We start from the raw sequence: 16,573 nt of genomic DNA, 5'->3' as shown, positions 1-16,573 counted from the left end.
TCATTTCATTATTTTTATGATTTACTAATATTTTTTAACCTAATTCACATATATCTAATGGATGCCCAAAAGGCGTTTAAACTACCTTTAAATCTGCTCAAACCACAGTCATTCGAGTCCAGAATTTAGTGCAAAAAAAGCATTTTTTGCCCATTTTTTTGCGACGAGTCCAGAATCTGTAAAATCTCTGTAAGCCGCGCCATTAAAGGGCTTCCGGCTAACCCATCGTTTAACTTAATTAAGAGTCCAGAAATGATTGCCACCCCACACGCCGGCCTGGCCGGCGCTGTTAATCTCTGTTCATTCCGCGGTCAACCGGCGCCTGGCAGCTATCCCATTGACTAGCGTCACCCTGTTTCAGCGTGGCGCGTGCGAAGCATACCGGAGGGGGAACCTTTGCTTGATACCATGCTCAAAGATTTTGTTGTTGACAAGATAGACGATTTGAAAGGGCAGGACATTATTACCCGCGACGTGCGCGGCAAGTCGAGCATTACGGATTGCATGGTGATTTGCACCGGGACATCCAGCCGCCATGTCATGTCCATTGCCGACCATGTGGTACAGACGTCGCGTGCCGCCGGCCTGATGCCGCTAAGCGTAGAGGGGGAAAACGCCGCCGACTGGATCGTGGTCAACTTAGGTGATGTGATTGTGCATGTGATGCAGAAAGAAAGCCGCCGTCTGTATGAGCTGGAAAAGCTCTGGAGCTGAGGGGTGAGACTGCAGCTTATCGCCATCGGCACCAAAATGCCGGACTGGGTGCAGACCGGGTTTAGTGACTATCTCAAGCGCTTTCTTAAAGATATGCCCTTCGACCTGACGGAAATCGCGGCCGGTACGCGCGGCAAGAACGCGGATATCGCACGTATCCTGGACAAGGAAGGCGAGCCGCTGCTGGCAGCGGTAGCAAAAGGGAACCGCATTGTTACGCTGGACATCCCCCGGCGCGCGCTGGGAAACACCGCAGCTGGCGCAGCAGCTTGAACGCTGGAAACATGACGGGCGCGATGTCAGTTTTCTTATCAGCAGGCCCGAGGGGCTGGCCCCTACCTGCAAGGCAGCCGCCGAGCAAAGCTGGTCGCTGTTCCCGTTAACTTTACCGCATCCGCTGGTCCGGGTGCTGGTCGCGGAGAGCCTGTATCGTGCGTGGAGCATTACTACCAATCACCCTTATCACCGTGAGTAACGCGGTGACGATGATTAACGTGAACTAATTCCGCTGAATGAAAATAGAACGTAACCCCTTTCGCGACTATTCAGCCGAGTCGGCGCTATTCGTGCGCCGCGCACTGGTGGCGTTCGCCGGCATATTGCTGCTGAGCAGCGTCCTCATCGTCAATCTGTACCATTTGCAAATTACCCGCTTCGAGGATTATCGCACCCGCTCCAATGAAAACCGCATCAAGCTGGTGCCTATCGCGCCGAGCCGCGGCATTATCTACGATCGCAACGGCACGCCCCTGGCGCTGAACCGCACCATTTATCAGTTGGAATTGGTACCGGAAAAGGTAGACAATTTAGCGCAGACGATTGCCGAGCTGCGCCCGATTATCGATTTGACCAATGATGATATTGCCAATTTTGAAAAAGAGCGTAAACGCTCCCGCCGTTTTACATCGCTTCCGCTTAAAGTCGGTTTAACCGACGTGCAGCAGGCCCGTTTCGCCGTCAACCAGTACCGCTTTCCCGGCGTCGAAGTGAAGGGCTACCAGCGTCGCTATTATCCCTACGGCTCGGCACTCACTCACGTCATAGGCTATGTATCAAAAATCAACGACCGCGACGTGGAACGTCTGGATAAAAAAAAAGGGATCCTGCCGAACTATGCTGCGACGCACGATATCGGGAAATTGGGTATCGAACGCTACTATGAAAGTACGCTACACGGTAAAACCGGTTACGAAGAAGTGGAAGTTAATAACCGCGGCCGGGTGATCCGTCAGCTACACGAGCAGCCGCCCCAGGCGGGGAAGGATATTACCCTGACGTTGGATCTGAGCCTGCAGCAATATATCGAGAAGCTGCTGGCCGGCAGCCGCGCCGCGGTGGTCGTGGTGGATCCCCGCGACGGCGGCATCCGCGCGCTGGTCTCTAACCCGAGCTACGATCCCAACCTGTTTGTCGACGGCATCTCCAGCAAGAAATATCACGCGCTGCTGGAAGATGAAAACCGTCCGCTTATCAATCGCGCCACCCAAGGCGTTTATCCGCCCGCCTCCACCGTAAAACCCTATATTTCGGTGTCGGCGCTCACGCTTGGCGTCATTAATAAAAACTTCTCCTTGTTCGATCCGGGCTGGTGGCAGCTGCCCGGATCGGAAAAACGTTACCGCGACTGGAAACGCTGGGGGCACGGCCGGTTGAACGTCACCCGGGCGCTGGAGGAGTCGGCGGACACCTTTTTCTATCAGGTAGCGTATGACATGGGCATTGACCGGCTTTCCGAATGGATGACAAAATTTGGCTACGGCCAGTATACCGGTATCGATCTGTCCGAAGAGCGCGCCGGCGTAATGCCGACCCGCGAGTGGAAAGTCGCGCGCTTTAAAAAACTTTGGTACCAGGGGGATACCATTCCGGTCGGGATTGGCCAGGGGTACTGGACCGCCACGCCGCTGCAGATGTCCAAGGCGCTGATGACGCTGATTAACGACGGCGTGGTGCGGACGCCGCATCTGCTCTCCGGCACGCGGGAAAACGACTGCCAGGTTCCCTACCGTCAGCCGGAGCATGTGCAAATCGGCGACCCGCACTCCGGTTTCTGGGAAATAGCCAAAGACGGTATGTATGGCGTCGCCAACCGGCCAAACGGCACGGCGCGCAAGAGTTTCGCCGACGCGCCTTATAAGGCGGCCGCCAAATCCGGTACCGCTCAAGTGTATGGTCTGAAGGCCAACGAAACCTACAACGCCCATAAAATCGCCGAACGCCTGCGCGACCATAAACTGATGACCGCCTTCGCTCCCTATGATAAACCGACGGTGGGCGTGGTGGTCATTCTGGAAAACGGCGGCGTCGGACCGGCAGTGGGAACGATTACCCGCCAGATTCTGGATCATATCCTTCTGGGCGATAACACCACGGACTTACCCGCGGCGGCGCCCGCTCCGCCCGGCAGCGAGAGTGATTAAGCCATCATGACTGATAATCCACAACAAACTTCCCTGTGGAATAAGCTGCACATTGATGTGATGCTGCTGTTTTTCGTTACGCTGCTGCTGGTGTACAGCGCCCTGGTGATGTGGAGCGCCAGCGGCCAGGATATCGGCATGATGGAGCGTAAAATTGCCCAGATAGTGATGGGTCTGCTGGTGATGCTGGTAATGGCGCAGGTGCCGCCTCGCGTGTACGAGGCCTGGGCACCGTATCTGTATATCTTCTGCGTGTTTCTGCTGGTGCTGGTGGACGCCTTTGGCCAGATCAGTAAAGGCGCGCAACGCTGGCTGGACCTGGGCGTTATCCGCTTCCAGCCTTCGGAAATCGCCAAAATCGCCGTGCCGCTGATGGTCGCGCGTTTTATCAACCGCGACAGTTGCCCGCCGTCGCTGAAGAATACTGCTATCGCGCTGGTGCTGATTTTTGTCCCCACGCTGCTGGTGGCGGCGCAGCCCGATCTGGGCACCGCTATCCTTATCGCCGCCTCCGGTTTGTTCGTGCTGTTCCTGTCGGGAATGAGCTGGAAACTGATCGCCGTCGCCGCGCTGCTGGTGGCGGCGTTTATCCCCGTGCTGTGGTTCTTTTTAATGCATGATTATCAGCGGGATCGGGTGATAATGCTGCTCGATCCTGAAACCGATCCCCTGGGCGCCGGCTATCATATCATTCAGTCGAAAATCGCCATCGGCTCCGGCGGCCTGTCAGGCAAAGGCTGGTTGCACGGCACCCAGTCGCAGCTGGAATTCTTACCGGAACGCCATACCGACTTCATTTTTGCCGTGCTGGGTGAGGAGCTGGGGCTTATCGGTGTGTTGGTGCTGCTGGCGCTTTATCTTGGCGTAATCATCCGCGGTCTGGTGATCGCAGCGCGGGCGCAAAACACCTTCGGCCGGGTAATGGCCGGCGGGTTGATGTTGATTTTGTTCGTCTATGTGTTCGTGAATATCGGTATGGTCAGTGGTATCTTACCGGTGGTTGGCGTTCCGCTACCGTTGGTAAGCTACGGCGGTTCGGCGCTCATCGTGTTAATGGCGGGGTTTGGTATCGTCATGTCGATACATACTCATCGAAAAATGTTGTCCAAAAGTTTATAGAGGTGAGCAATGCGGAAGCTTAAATGCGTTATCGGCATGATGGGGTTGCTACTCGGCGCCTGTTCTACCCAGCAAGAGACGCAGCCGTCTGCGCCGGCCCAGCAGGCCTATACCGGGCCGGTGGTGGAAATCAGCGGTGTGGAACCACGCTATGAACCCTATAAATCCAGGTAACATGCAGGATTACACGGTCAACGGCAAACGCTATAGCATCGTGAAAAACCCGCAAAACTTCAGTCAAACGGGCATCGCCGCCTGGTACGACAGCGAGAGCGGCGGCAATAACACCGCCAGCGGCGAGCCCTTCGACGCCAACGCGCTGGCCGCCGCGCATCCTACGCTACCCTTGCCCAACTATGTGCGCAACCAACCTGAGTAACGGTCGTCAATTGGTGGTCCGCGTGAACGACTGCGGGCCCCTACACGCCGGTGCGGATTATCGATCTTACCCGCGCCGCTGCCGACCAGCTGAATATTTCCAATAATACCAAAGTTAAGGTCGACGTAATTCAGGGCGCGCCGGCCGGATCGCTAACCGGACAGGGCACCGTTGACACCGTGGTAGCGAAGCAGAATTTCGTCCTGCCGCCGCGGCCGTGCCCGCTGCCGCCAGCGGCCGCTTCATGGTCCAGGTGGGCGCCATCGGCGACGCCCAGCGTGCTGCCAGCTGGCAGAAGAGTCTCTCAGCCAGCGCTTTAGCGTGCCGGGCAGAGTGGCGGCCACCAGCAATTTATACCGCGTGCAACTAGGTCCGTTTCAAAGCCGTCAGCAGGCGTAAGCCTTGGTGCAGCGGTTGTAAAGCGAAGCGCAACAGTCTGCCTTTATTGCCGCGCAGTAGCGACCATAATGTTTTTTTGGCCGGCGCGCCGTCTCCTGGCGACGCCGGCCGTTTGTTAACGTGCCCACGCCCCGTGTAAACCCCTGAAACAAAATTATTTGCCTGAGCCGCACGGCAGTGCAGTTTTGCCTGATGCCGCTTTTTTTGACATCTGGTATAGTGTGGCACGATTTTAACTTACCCCTACGGATGCCGTTGTCCTGACATGAAGAATGTAACTACATTTCTCTATATTCAGTCGGTTAGCCTTAAGTACCGTTTTGGTGATGGGCGTTGTTTCCACAAGCTTTGCCGATGATGTCAATCTGAAGACCATGATTCCGGGCGTGCCGCAGATCGACGCCGAATCCTATATCCTCATCGATTATAATTCCGGTAAAGTCCTGGCGGAAATGAACGCCGACGCGCGCCGCGATCCCGCCAGCCTGACCAAAATGATGACCAGTTACGTCATCGGCCAAGCGATCAAATCCGGCAAAATTACCCCGAATAATGTGGTTACGGTCAACAAAGATGCCTGGGCCACCGGTAATCCAGTTTTCAAAGGCTCCTCGCTGATGTTTTTGAAGCCTGGCGACCGGGTACCGGTGTCGCAGCTGAACCGCGGTATCATTCTTCAATCGGGTAATAATGCCTGCGTGGCAATGGCGGACTACGTCACCGGCAGCCAAAACGCGTTTGTAGGGTTGATGAATAATTATGTCGGAGCCCTTGGGCTGCAAAACACCCATTTTGAAACCGTGCATGGCCTGGTTGCCCCCGGACAGTTCAGCTCCGCCCGTGATATGGCGATGATCGGTAAAGCGCTGAACCGCGACGTAGCAGACGAGTACGCCACCTATAAAGAAAAAGAATTCACCTTCAACAACATTCGCCAGTGAACCGTAACGGTCTGTTATGAGACAGCAATCTGAACGTCGACGGCATCAAAACCGGCCATACCGAATCCGCGGGCTATAATCTGGTGGCCTCGGCGACCGAAGGCCAGATGCGGCTGATTTCCGCGGTGCTCGGCGGACATTTAATGAAAGGCCGGGAAAACAAAAGCCGCAAGCTGCTGACCTGGGGTTTCCGCTTCTTTGAAACCGTTGCGCCGCTGAAAGCCGGCAAAGAGTTCGCCGCCGAGCCGGTGTGGTTTGGCGATACCGACAGCGTTAAACTGGGCGTGGACAGCGATGCCTATCTGGCCATCCCGCGCGGCCGGATGAAGGACTTGAAGGCCAGCTATGTGCTGGACAATCAGGAATTGCATGCGCCACTGGCGAAAAATCAGCGGGTCGGGGTCGGCACCATCAATTTCCAGCTGGACGGCAAAACCGTTGAACAGCGCCCGCTGGTGGTGCTGAGTGAAGTGAAAGAAGGCAACTTCTTCAGCCGCATGGTCGATCATATCAAGCTGATGTTCCACCATTGGTTCGGTTAATCCCTTCATCCCTTGTCAGGGGCGAATCCGCGCCCCTATAATACCCCTATTGTTTCTACTCCCGCCGCGGCGGGAGCGCCTGCTGTCTGTCGTTACTGCGGCAGGCTTACGCCGGTCACCGGGAGCCCTTATGAAAACCAAACTCAATGAATTGCTTGAATTCCCCTGCCCTTTTACCTATAAGGTGATGGGCATCGCTCAACCGGAGTTGGTCGATCAGGCGGTAGAAGTTGTACAGCGCCATGCCCCTGGCGATTATTCCCCCCAGGTTAAACCCAGCAGCAAAGGAAACTACCATTCCGTTTCTATTACCATTACCGCTACCCACATCGAGCAGGTGGAAACGCTGTACGAAGAGCTGAGTAAAATTGATATTGTGCGTATGGTGCTGTAAGCCGGGAGATAATCGTGTCAAAGAGCCTGGTTATCCGCCAGCTTGGCCTGCAGCCCTATGAGCCGGTCTCGTTGGCGATGCACCGCTTCACCGATGCGCGTAGCGCCGCCAGCGCTGATGAAATTTGGCTGGTACAGCATCCGCAGGTCTTTACCCAAGGTCAGGCCGGTAAAGCCGAGCACCTGCTGCAGCTGGGCGCTATCCCGGTGGTACAAAGCGATCGCGGCGGTCAGGTGACCTTCCACGGTCCGGGCCAGCAGGTAATGTATGTTCTGCTGGACCTGCGTCGCCGCCGGCTGGGCGTGCGCTGTCTTGTCACCCTGCTGGAGCAAACGGTCGTCGCCACCCTGGCGCGCTTTTCAATTAGCGCCCATGCCCGCGCCGATGCGCCGGGCGTCTACGTCGGTGCCGATAAGATCTGCTCGCTCGGTTTACGTATCCGCAAAGGCTGCTCATTCCACGGCCTGGCGCTGAACGTCGCCATGGATCTCTCGCCCTTTTTGCGTATCAATCCCTGCGGCTATGCCGGCCTGCGCATGACGCAGGTGAGCGATTTAGCCCCTGGCACCGGCATCGACTACGTCGCGCCGGTATTACTTGCAGAATGCCTGCGGCTGATGAAGGCCTCCGCTGGTGAGATTCAGGGCTGGGATCCGGCGCAGTATGGCGCCTGAGCCGCGGCAGACAAGCTGCGCGGGTAGGTATTGGCCTTCAGGCCACGTTTTGCATTCACCCGGGGCGAACAATGTGTTGTAATTTTTAAATTTTTTTTGATGCTCGCTTAAAATTCACGTAACAGGCTGATTTATCTGCTTTTCAGGCTTTCGACTTCGGGACTGGACCTGCACCATTATGAGTAAACCGATACAGATGGAACGCGGCGTTAAATACCGTGACGCTGATAAAATGGCGTTAATCCCCATCAAAACCGTTGCGGTGGAACGTCAGGAAATTTTGCGCAAGCCATCCTGGATGAAAATCAAATTGCCCGCTGACTCGACTCGTATTCAGGGCATCAAGGTGGCAATACGTAAAAACGGCCTGCACTCGGTGTGCGAGGAAGCCTCCTGCCCTAATTTGGCGGAATGCTTTAACCACGGCACCGCCACCTTTATGATTCTGGGAGCCATCTGCACCCGGCGTTGCCCTTTCTGCGATGTCGCGCACGGCCGTCCCGTCACGCCAGATGCCAACGAGCCGGAGAAACTGGCGCAAACCATCGCCGAAATGGGGCTGCGCTACGTCGTGGTCACCTCTGTCGATCGCGACGACCTGCGCGATGGCGGCGCCCAGCATTTCGCCGACTGTATCAGTGCCATCCGCGCCAAAAATTCTAACATCCGCATCGAGACGCTGGTGCCCGACTTCCGCGGCTGTATGGATCGCGCGTTGGAAATCATTAACGCGGCGCCGCCCGATGTCTTTAACCATAATTTGGAAAGCGTGCCGCGCCTGTATCGTCAGGTACGTCCCGGCGCCGACTATCATTGGTCGCTCAAGCTGCTGGAAAACTTCAAAGCCGCCAATCCGCAGTTGCCGACCAAATCCGGTTTGATGGTGGGATTGGGCGAAACCAACACCGAAATCGTTGATGTGATGCGCGACCTGCGTCGTCATGGCGTCACCATGTTGACGCTGGGCCAGTATTTGCAGCCCAGCCGCCATCACCTGCCCGTTAAGCGCTATGTCAGTCCGCAAAAATTTGATGAGATGAAACAAGAAGCGTTGGCGATGGGCTTCACTCATGCCGCCTGCGGGCCTTTCGTGCGCTCATCCTACCACGCGGATTTGCAGGCTAAAGGGATAGAGGTCAAATAATCCTTTGGCGGGGGCGGGTGCGGGCAAAAAAGCGGACGTCAGGTGTCCGTTTTTATTTGCCGCGATGCATTATTTTTTGCGATCGGCGATACGCGCTGCATCGTCAGCCTGGGTCTGCTACGCCGGCGCTGAATCCTCATTCATGGCTTTTTTGAAGCCTTTGATGGCCGCACCCAGGTCGCCGCCCAACGAGCACAGCTTCTTGGTGCCGAACAACAGCACAATCAGGGCGCCGACGACTAACAATTTGGTAATGCTTAAACCTTCCATAACCACCTTCTGGTTTTACGCTGACTGATAATTACAGCGCTGAATGAATATACCCTGCTTTGTGCCGCTAATGCGGTTGCAATACAAGCGATATGTATAACAGATTACCACTCGTTACGCCTGTTGCATCCCGCCCTCTCTGCTGTCCCGCGCCAAAAAATCTGATATACTTTCCCCCAGGAGATGACATTCCTTTTTATAACCGCCGCTCTAGCTGATGATATCTACGTTCATCCGCAGGTGTTGGGGAACATAACATCACGTTTTCCTTTCCGGGGTTTTACCCACTCTTATTGTGAAAGGTTGCTATGTTTGCCTTATTTTCGGCTGTGTTTATCGGCGGCGGTATCGGTAGTGTCCTGCGCTGGTATGTTAGCGTCAAATTAACCCATTCGGGTCTGCCCTTCCCCGCCGGCACGCTGCTTGTCAATTTGGTCGGGGCATTTATCATCGGCTTAGCGCTTGCGCTCTTCCCACGCATGCCGCAGCTGGATCCCGCCTGGAAGTTACTGCTCACCACCGGGTTTTGCGGCGGTTTGACCACGTTCTCCACCTTTTCCGCTGAAGTTGTGGCCTTGATGGCCGGCGGGCAGTTGGTCCGGGCTGCGGGTAATATCCTGCTGAATCTGCTGGGTTCGCTGCTGATGACGGCGGTGGCGATCGGCTTAGTGAATTGGCTGGCGCCGCCCTGGTATTCATCGTGACGAACGCCGGGACCCGCTTCAATACGCAGGGTATGGATAGGCCCGGTCAGAACCTGGCGGCCGTAACCGGCCACCAAGCGTATCGCGCGAGCGATAACCGTTATAACGATCGCTTAACCAGCTCCCCTGTGCAAATAGAAAGTTTTGCGCGCTGAAGTTGTGGCGAGCACGGGCGCCGGCCTGGTATTTCTCTGAACTGCGCTGCTCGTCGGACGAATTGTTGGCCGCTTCGCCCCAAAAACTGTAAGCATTTGACTGGTGGAACCACGTCATGGTGGTGCTGGCGGCCAGATTGGAGTTGCGGGTGTTACCGCTTTGGGCGTTGTAACTTGCCTGAGCATTACCATCAAAACTTTTTTTGACGGTGGAAGGATCATCCAGCGCGGTAAGAATATCGGTGTCGGCGAAGGTGGTAAAACTGGCCAGCGAGATGCCAAGGGTGGTCAGCAAAGAGAGTGCCCAGAAGCGCTTATTGCGTAGCATAAGATACCTGCCAAATTGGCGGAAAGGGGTGATGCGCATTTAAAGTTCATCAGTGTAGCCAAGAGACGTCGCCGGTGTACTGGTAATTTTGTGTAATATTAATAACAGATTTTGAGAAAAAGGGCGAAAAGTTGAAGAAACTCTGCCCCAGGGGGAGTAAGTCGTAGAAAAGCATCAAGAATAGTTATAGTGATAAATCACTTAGCGAATTGCACGTCCTTTTGGATCGGGGAAGTTATCCACAGCTCCGCGGCATTAGGATAATTCCGGAAGCGTCGGTTGAGAGCCGACACCGGGATTGGGCGCGCCGCGTCGGCGGCGCGTGACGATGGGGCTCGTTAGAGAACTACACATACAGCGAAAGCTCGCCCCGTGGACGCGTTTTGAAACGGCGATGCAGCCAAAGATATTGCTCCGGCGCGCGCAATATTTCCTGCTCCACAATCCGGTTCATATAACAGGTCGCCGCCATTTCGTCGTCCTGGGGATAGTCGCTAAGCGGCGGCTGAATCAACAGCTGGTAGCCGCGCCCGTCTTGCTTGCGGATCAACACGACCGGCACCAGCTGCGGCTGCGCCAGACGGACTAGTGTATAGGTACCGCGCGTGGTGGCCGCCTGGGGAACGGCGAAAAACGGTGCAAAGATGCTGCCCCGCGGACCATAATCCTGGTCCGGGGCAAACCAGACGGTTTCGCCCTGCTTCAAGGCATGCACCATGCCGCGCAGATCTTTTCTATCCAGCATGGCTTTATTGGAGCGCATACGCCCCCAGGTCTGGATAAACTCCATCACTTTATTGTTATGGGGACGGTACATGGCCATCATCGGTTGGCAAAGCCCCATCGCCCTGCCGCCGAGTTCCAGCGACATGAAATGGATACCGATAACCATCACTCCCTTGTCGTGGCGGCTGGCCTGTTGCAGATGCTGGAGGCCGGAAACGTCAAACCAGCGTTTGACGCGTGCATCGGACCAGAACCAGGCCATACCCGTTTCCATCAGTCCCATGCCCAGCGAGGTGAAGTTGCTGTTCACCGTGTCTTCCAGACGTGTCCTGTCCATATCGGGGAAGCACAGCTCAAGATTACGTCGGGCAATGCTCACCCGCCGTTTTAAAAACGGCTTCGACATACGGCCCAGAAGCCCGCCCAATCGACGCAAGACTGGATATGGCAACTGCACCAGCAGCCAGAGCACGCCCAAACCAAACCAGGTCAACCAATAGCGCGGATGCAGTAAGGCAGGGGAGAATTTCTGAGGTTGCGACATCAACGTTTCCTAATGACGGGTTGCCTGACGTAACGCATCAATCGGAAAAACTATCAATAGCGGTACAGGTAGCAACTATGACACCCTCCGGCGTTTATTATTCGCCGAAAAGTTGTAATCTTTCATTTATTTACACGAGGCATCGCTTTAAAAGCGGCCTCTACGCATGGCGTCATCTTCAGGATCGGGTTTCACGAGGCAACCATCCCGGGGCGCTCAGGGCCAGGTTGGATGGTGATAGCGATAGACGGGATAAGGGGAAAAAGATCGCATCACGCGCGGAAGGAGCATAACAGAATGCGGCTGCGGTTACCCATAAAGACAGGCAAATTATTTTTGCCAATCTTCGATTACCGCCGTGAGGCATTAACCGCGGCTGAGCCTGCAATCCAACGTATGGGGCGTTACCAGCCCCCTTCTACACCGGATGGAGAAGGCGACAACGCAGGATTTCAGGCGCATTAACCCCGGCGAGGGGCGGCCCGGCCCCGGCTTGTTACACGGTATCTTACCACACCAGCCTTTTTACGCGTCCCGGTTCCGGGGGCCTTGGCCGTGGGCGCCGCGGCTCTGAACACCCAATTGTCCCCCTGCCCGGCAATAAACGGCTGGCACTGTTCAGTAGGCGACGTGCTGCGCTGCAGGGTGAAACCGCCATAATGTAAAACATCGTGATCCAGGCGCAGTGCGCTGACTTCGTTTTTCTCGTTAATATTATACAGCCGTGCGTCGCGCGAGGTCAGTTTGCCCGGCCGGATAATGGTTCGTTGCCAACTCCTGCAATCCAGCGTGTTCCCCGAACGACTGATTATCAAGCTGGCCACCGCCTCAGGGCTGACAAGCGCCTTCTGAGGTGAGGGCTGATCCAGATACCGGCATAGCCTTGGGGAGCCGACGCCGCCACTACTTTGGCATATTCCGGGGCGCTGGCGCACCCGCTCGGGGCCGCCGCCAGCAATATCATGACGGGGGTTCGCTTCATAAATCGATCCTTGTGAAAGAGAACCGAAATGTTAACACTAAATAGACCATGAGGTTTAGCCCCTTTTTGACCACTCGGCCGACGAAGAGCACTCTGCCTCGGAAATTTACCAGGTCGGGGAGAGGCCCTGCGCCTGAACTTGAAAAATTTACTCTGGCGGCGAGTGGCGCTACCTGAGAGATTCACTCCGGCGGGGAGTGAAGCTCTGCCTGCGAAATCCGTTGTGCCTGCGAGAAGCGCGTTATCTACCCGGGTCGCCGTACGGCAAGCGGGCGACCCCCTCCCGGAGCAAGCTATCACCAGCGATCGCTGCCGCGCCGGGGGCACATCACGACATGCTGACTATCTGATCGGCTATAAGGGAATAATTGCCATTCCACTCCATACGGCCGGTCACCGTCAGGCGTTCGCCGCGTAAATGCGCCATTAGTTCCAGCGCCATGATATCGAAACCTACTGCGGTCAGGGGGTAAGCGCTGCGTTTTTTGCTCTCCGCCAGAATGGTCGCTTTGACCATCGGCCGGCCAGCGGTATTCTTGATACGACTAGGTGATTTGGTTATCACGCCTGACAACGTGGTCACCGGTTGATCAGCGTTTTCAGAAGGGGTTGAAGTACCGGGATTCATGACAGGAAAACCTCCATTAGTCTCTCTCTCGTTTGCCTGTAACAAACCTCAATTTTATCAAATTGTGCGTCTGACGTCTGAACAATTATGCAGATTACAGCCAAAAAGCCGGGGTCAGCGCAAAGAAATAGCGAAAAAAGAGTGTACGCTTTACCACCCGGCGGGGTGTCGACCTTTGCCGCCGCGCCGATCCAGACGTTTTTTATGCCGGATGATATGTAACCGGACGTGTCGTCACAATACGATTTCAGATGGGAGTGCAGTATTTTTCCACCAGCGCAAGGGCAATCGCCTCGGTTTCCATGTCCGCGACACCGGTGATATTGCTTGGACGAAAATGCATTCGGAAAGCGCTAATAACGCGCCTTGTCTCCGGATCCATTTTCCCCGTTTGCGGGATGGTGTAACCGTAAGCGGCCAGCGCCTGCTGGATAGCCGCGACATCGCCGGCGGCCCAGCGATGTTTGCCGTGTAAATATTTCGTCACTGTTGCCGCATCCGGCCATGCGCCTATGCCCTGCTGCGCCATGGCCTGCCATGGAAACTGCGGACCGGGATCAGTTTTTCTCAGCGGCGCGATATCGCTGTGCGCCAGGACGTTCTGCGGTTTGATCTGGTAACGGGCGACAGTATCCCGGGCCAGGCGTGCTGCTAATACCATCTGCTCCTTATGATAGGGGAGCCACTGTCTCCCTGCGGCAGTCTCATGAAAGCCATCATTGACAATTTCAATACCAATGGACGTATCGTTAATATTATTCCGGCCGCCCCAGCCGCTTACGCCCGCGTGCCATGCCCGTTTATTTTCCGGCACCAACTGTAATACGACCGGCTTGCCCTTGAACTGCTCGAGATTGAAGGGAATAAGATAATGGGCGCTCACGCTACCGTGCGTAAGCAGCCGCAGAGACTTTTTATCATCCGCGGCGGTGTAATGGAATATGAGAAACCGGACGCGTTCATCCTGTTCTTGGGAGGGAAAGGAGGTATCGACCGCGTAATCGCCATGATCAATCACGTTGGTGACCGGTTTTTCGGCAACGTGATGCCCAACGCACCCCGCTAGCCCCAGCACGCTCAAAAGCAATATAATCCTCTTCATATGAACTTTTCCTAGCGTAAAAAATCATCCTAGCAACGACAAAAATAACAAAAGGTCAACCGATGCGCAGCAGATAATAAATTTCATGACTTTTATGATGAATATAACAACCCGAGATCATTGTTATTTACAGTACTTATTGCGTTACGAATACAAATTTTTTAAATAAAAACATTAATTTATATTAAATGCATTATTTTCCGTCCCGACAGCAATAAAACGGCAGCGCGTCGCTCCGCCCTGAAGGCGATATAATGACAGCGCTTTCTTTTGCCCTGGGAGTAATAATGTAGGGCATGTTGCCGACCGCGCTAAATCCCGCAACCAATGCGTTAATGTTAGACCGCCTTTTTCGTCCCTCTACAGGATTACCGTTCCAGTCCGCTCCCGCAACAGGCAGCGCCGTGATAACCACTGATGCCGGTATTAATGTGCATAGCGCCGGCGACGTTGCCCGAGCTCAGATATTGACCGGTTAAGCCGGCGTGACGGTTTGCCGACTGTCAATCGTTTGTCCGCCGCTCTAATAATGACGCCCCACCCTGTAAGCCTTTCGCTCTGACTGGCGGGGTTGCGCAACGATGGCAACCGGCGGCGGAAACGGCATGACCGCCCTCTATTTGGTTCGGCCCGCCGCGCCGGCCGCCGCTGCTTACCCGCCGTACGCCCTGTGTGGGACGCCGATCCCCGCGACGGTGTTCCGCCCGCTTGCGCCGCGTTTGCTAGCCGACCTCGCGCCGCGGGGGTCAGGAGGTGCCCGCCATCCGGCCATGCTATAAAAATTGACAGCCCAATCATGGAAAATAGTACCGTCGCCGGCCCGTCCGGCGGCGTTACGCACTGTCCCGTTTACGGCGGGCGGCCCGCGCCCCCGGCCAAAGCCGGCAGGGCTCGGCAGTACCCTGCGCCGCACGTGCTTGTCCGATTGATACGCCGCCGGCGGATAGCCGTCATCAGCTCCTAAGCCATAATACTTGCGCACGGCTTTGCAACGTAATTTGCCCAGGCAAAGCTAACGCCTTTGCCGTGATGCCTATTACCCACGACAAGGATATCGCTATGCACCACTTTTTTGCAGTACAGGTCGCCCCTCGTACCGGTTTGATACAATTTCGCCTACCGCTAATCACCGCTATCGGCAATGACCATTTAGGGCTAGAATTTGCGCTATCGTTGAATTATTCCCTGTTGGATCTGCAGGACGTTGGCTACAATAAAGGCTTTAGCGCTAATCTTAGCCGCTACGATCCCGCCAGCCGTTTATTAACGCTTTCTAGCGGTGAATAATATCGCCTTGACGACAACGCGTCTGAACTGGCGTTTAGCCCGCTGGCCCTGCTTTATCTCCGGCTGAGAATGTTTAACGAGGCACTCTGGATTTATTACAAAAGTGGCATCGTGGAACGACTTGTTATTCCTCAGGCTAAAGGCGTCGCACAAAAGTATTATCTGCTCAACTGTAGTAATCAACTAAAACTGACCACCGCGTTAGCGTTTTTCCAGTATCTATTTTCTGATTCGTTTGGTGGCAACCCACCGTTATATTCATGCGGCCTGAGTGCGCTGTAATATCCCACGATATAGTCGGTAATTTCATGAGTGGCTTCGCTGAAGCTTATGTAGCCCGTTACCGGTATCCACTCGTTTTTCAGACTTCTGAAGAAGCGCTCCATCGGACTGTTATCCCAACAGTTACCACGCCGACTCATACTTTGTTTGATCCGGTAACGCCACAGCAACTGTCGGAACTGCCTGCTCGTATAGTGGCTACCCTGATCGCTGTGGAACGTCACTCCGGCTGGTTTACCACGCGTTTCCCATGCCATTTTCAGTGCTTTGATGGTCAATCTGCTGTCCGGGGAGAACGACATAGGCCAGCCCACCGGTTTCCTCGCGAACAGATCAAGAACAACCGCAAGGTATGCCCAGCGTTTCCCGGTCCAGATATACGTCACATCGCCGCACCATACCTGGTTTGGCTCCGTTACAGCGAACTGGCGCTCAAGATAATTCGAGATCGCAACATGCTCCTGACCGCCACGCTTATACCTGTGCGTCGGGCTGCTGACAACTGACCAGCCCCAGCTCTTTCATAAGCCTGCCTGCGAGCCAGCGCCCCATCTGGAAGCCTCTCTGGGTTGCCATGGTGGCGATACTTCTCGCGTCAGCTGCACCATGGCTGTGATACTGTGCAGTTCATGAACCTGACTGCGCAATACCGTTCGCCTGCCGTCTGGCCTGTCAGGACGACTTTTCCAGCATTTGTAACTGCTGCGATGAGCCCTGAACACGTGGCAGAGTGTGGCCACAGGATAATGCGCTCTGAGTTTCCCGATTAACGAGAACTGTTCAGGGAGTCTGACATCAAGAGCGCTGTAGCCTTTTTTAATATTTCGTTTTCCATTTCA

14 protein-coding genes, 4 pseudogenes and 1 riboswitch are annotated in these 16,573 nt (G+C 55.2%); of the genes and pseudogenes, 11 read left to right on the top strand and 7 right to left on the bottom strand.

Annotation, left to right across the window (positions count from 1 at the left end; all coding sequences use genetic code 11):
* The first annotated feature begins 408 nt into the window (after positions 1-408).
* The 9 genes and pseudogenes from rsfS to lipA all read left to right on the top strand — a co-directional run bounded on the left by rsfS (position 409) and on the right by lipA (position 8,726).
* Complete coding sequence (gene rsfS, locus ACTBDU_RS11725; protein WP_438806571.1) at positions 409-714, top strand: ribosome silencing factor; 306 nt, start codon at positions 409-411, stop codon at positions 712-714.
* Between the two features lie 3 nt (positions 715-717).
* Positions 718-1,189: pseudogene (gene rlmH / locus ACTBDU_RS11720) on the top strand (23S rRNA (pseudouridine(1915)-N(3))-methyltransferase RlmH).
* Positions 1,190-1,226: 37 nt separating this feature from the next.
* Positions 1,227-3,134: a peptidoglycan DD-transpeptidase MrdA gene (mrdA, locus tag ACTBDU_RS11715; protein WP_438806570.1), complete on the top strand. Its 1,908-nt coding sequence runs from the start codon at positions 1,227-1,229 to the stop codon at positions 3,132-3,134.
* A 6-nt stretch (positions 3,135-3,140) separates the two neighbouring features.
* Positions 3,141-4,253: a peptidoglycan glycosyltransferase MrdB gene (gene mrdB / locus ACTBDU_RS11710; protein ID WP_438806569.1), complete on the top strand. Its 1,113-nt coding sequence runs from the start codon at positions 3,141-3,143 to the stop codon at positions 4,251-4,253.
* A 9-nt stretch (positions 4,254-4,262) separates the two neighbouring features.
* Positions 4,263-5,028: pseudogene (gene rlpA / locus ACTBDU_RS11705) on the top strand (endolytic peptidoglycan transglycosylase RlpA); the annotation flags it as partial.
* A 268-nt stretch (positions 5,029-5,296) separates the two neighbouring features.
* A pseudogene (gene dacA / locus ACTBDU_RS11700) lies at positions 5,297-6,514 on the top strand (D-alanyl-D-alanine carboxypeptidase DacA).
* 130 nt (positions 6,515-6,644) lie between these two features.
* Entirely contained in the window at positions 6,645-6,908 is a 264-nt protein-coding gene (ybeD, locus tag ACTBDU_RS11695) for a DUF493 family protein YbeD (RefSeq protein ID WP_438806568.1), read from the top strand.
* Positions 6,909-6,922: 14 nt separating this feature from the next.
* Positions 6,923-7,582, top strand: coding sequence for a lipoyl(octanoyl) transferase LipB (lipB, locus tag ACTBDU_RS11690; RefSeq protein ID WP_438806567.1), 660 nt, complete (start codon positions 6,923-6,925; stop codon positions 7,580-7,582).
* 178 nt (positions 7,583-7,760) lie between these two features.
* Entirely contained in the window at positions 7,761-8,726 is a 966-nt protein-coding gene (lipA, locus tag ACTBDU_RS11685; protein WP_438806566.1) for a lipoyl synthase, read from the top strand.
* A gap of 117 nt (positions 8,727-8,843) precedes the next feature.
* On the opposite strand, the gene tatE is transcribed toward lipA, so the two are convergent.
* On the bottom strand, positions 8,844-8,996 hold the full coding sequence (tatE, locus tag ACTBDU_RS11680; RefSeq protein ID WP_438806565.1) for a twin-arginine translocase subunit TatE: 153 nt from the start codon (positions 8,994-8,996) through the stop codon (positions 8,844-8,846).
* Between the two features lie 170 nt (positions 8,997-9,166).
* A riboswitch (Fluoride riboswitch) is annotated at positions 9,167-9,230 on the top strand.
* A 74-nt stretch (positions 9,231-9,304) separates the two neighbouring features.
* Here tatE and crcB point away from each other — a divergent pair.
* Positions 9,305-9,700, top strand: a complete 396-nt coding sequence (crcB, locus tag ACTBDU_RS11675) for a fluoride efflux transporter CrcB (RefSeq protein ID WP_438806564.1) — start codon at positions 9,305-9,307, stop codon at positions 9,698-9,700.
* An 18-nt stretch (positions 9,701-9,718) separates the two neighbouring features.
* Here crcB and ACTBDU_RS11670 read toward each other — a convergent pair whose 3' ends face one another.
* From ACTBDU_RS11670 to ACTBDU_RS11650, 5 genes are all read right to left on the bottom strand, one after another.
* A complete protein-coding gene (locus ACTBDU_RS11670) occupies positions 9,719-10,222 on the bottom strand; it encodes a DUF481 domain-containing protein (RefSeq protein WP_438806563.1) in 504 nt (167 codons plus the stop codon).
* Positions 10,223-10,529: 307 nt separating this feature from the next.
* Complete coding sequence (lpxP, locus tag ACTBDU_RS11665; protein ID WP_438806562.1) at positions 10,530-11,453, bottom strand: kdo(2)-lipid IV(A) palmitoleoyltransferase; 924 nt, start codon at positions 11,451-11,453, stop codon at positions 10,530-10,532.
* A gap of 461 nt (positions 11,454-11,914) precedes the next feature.
* Positions 11,915-12,277: a hypothetical protein gene (locus tag ACTBDU_RS11660; protein ID WP_438806561.1), complete on the bottom strand. Its 363-nt coding sequence runs from the start codon at positions 12,275-12,277 to the stop codon at positions 11,915-11,917.
* A 486-nt stretch (positions 12,278-12,763) separates the two neighbouring features.
* Positions 12,764-13,018, bottom strand: a complete 255-nt coding sequence (locus ACTBDU_RS11655) for a hypothetical protein (RefSeq protein ID WP_438806560.1) — start codon at positions 13,016-13,018, stop codon at positions 12,764-12,766.
* Between the two features lie 292 nt (positions 13,019-13,310).
* Positions 13,311-14,165: an N-acetylmuramoyl-L-alanine amidase gene (locus ACTBDU_RS11650; protein ID WP_438806559.1), complete on the bottom strand. Its 855-nt coding sequence runs from the start codon at positions 14,163-14,165 to the stop codon at positions 13,311-13,313.
* A gap of 1,026 nt (positions 14,166-15,191) precedes the next feature.
* On the opposite strand from ACTBDU_RS11650, the gene ACTBDU_RS11645 reads away from it, so the two are divergent.
* A complete protein-coding gene (locus ACTBDU_RS11645) occupies positions 15,192-15,452 on the top strand; it encodes a hypothetical protein (RefSeq protein ID WP_438806558.1) in 261 nt (86 codons plus the stop codon).
* A gap of 179 nt (positions 15,453-15,631) precedes the next feature.
* Here the strand turns inward: ACTBDU_RS11645 and ACTBDU_RS11640 are convergent.
* Positions 15,632-16,573: pseudogene (locus ACTBDU_RS11640) on the bottom strand (IS3 family transposase); the annotation flags it as partial.

The organism is Sodalis sp. (in: enterobacteria), from assembly GCF_051710625.1.
Lineage (GTDB): Bacteria > Pseudomonadota > Gammaproteobacteria > Enterobacterales > Enterobacteriaceae > JBPESN01.
This window is presented reverse-complemented; position numbering and strand designations above follow the sequence as displayed.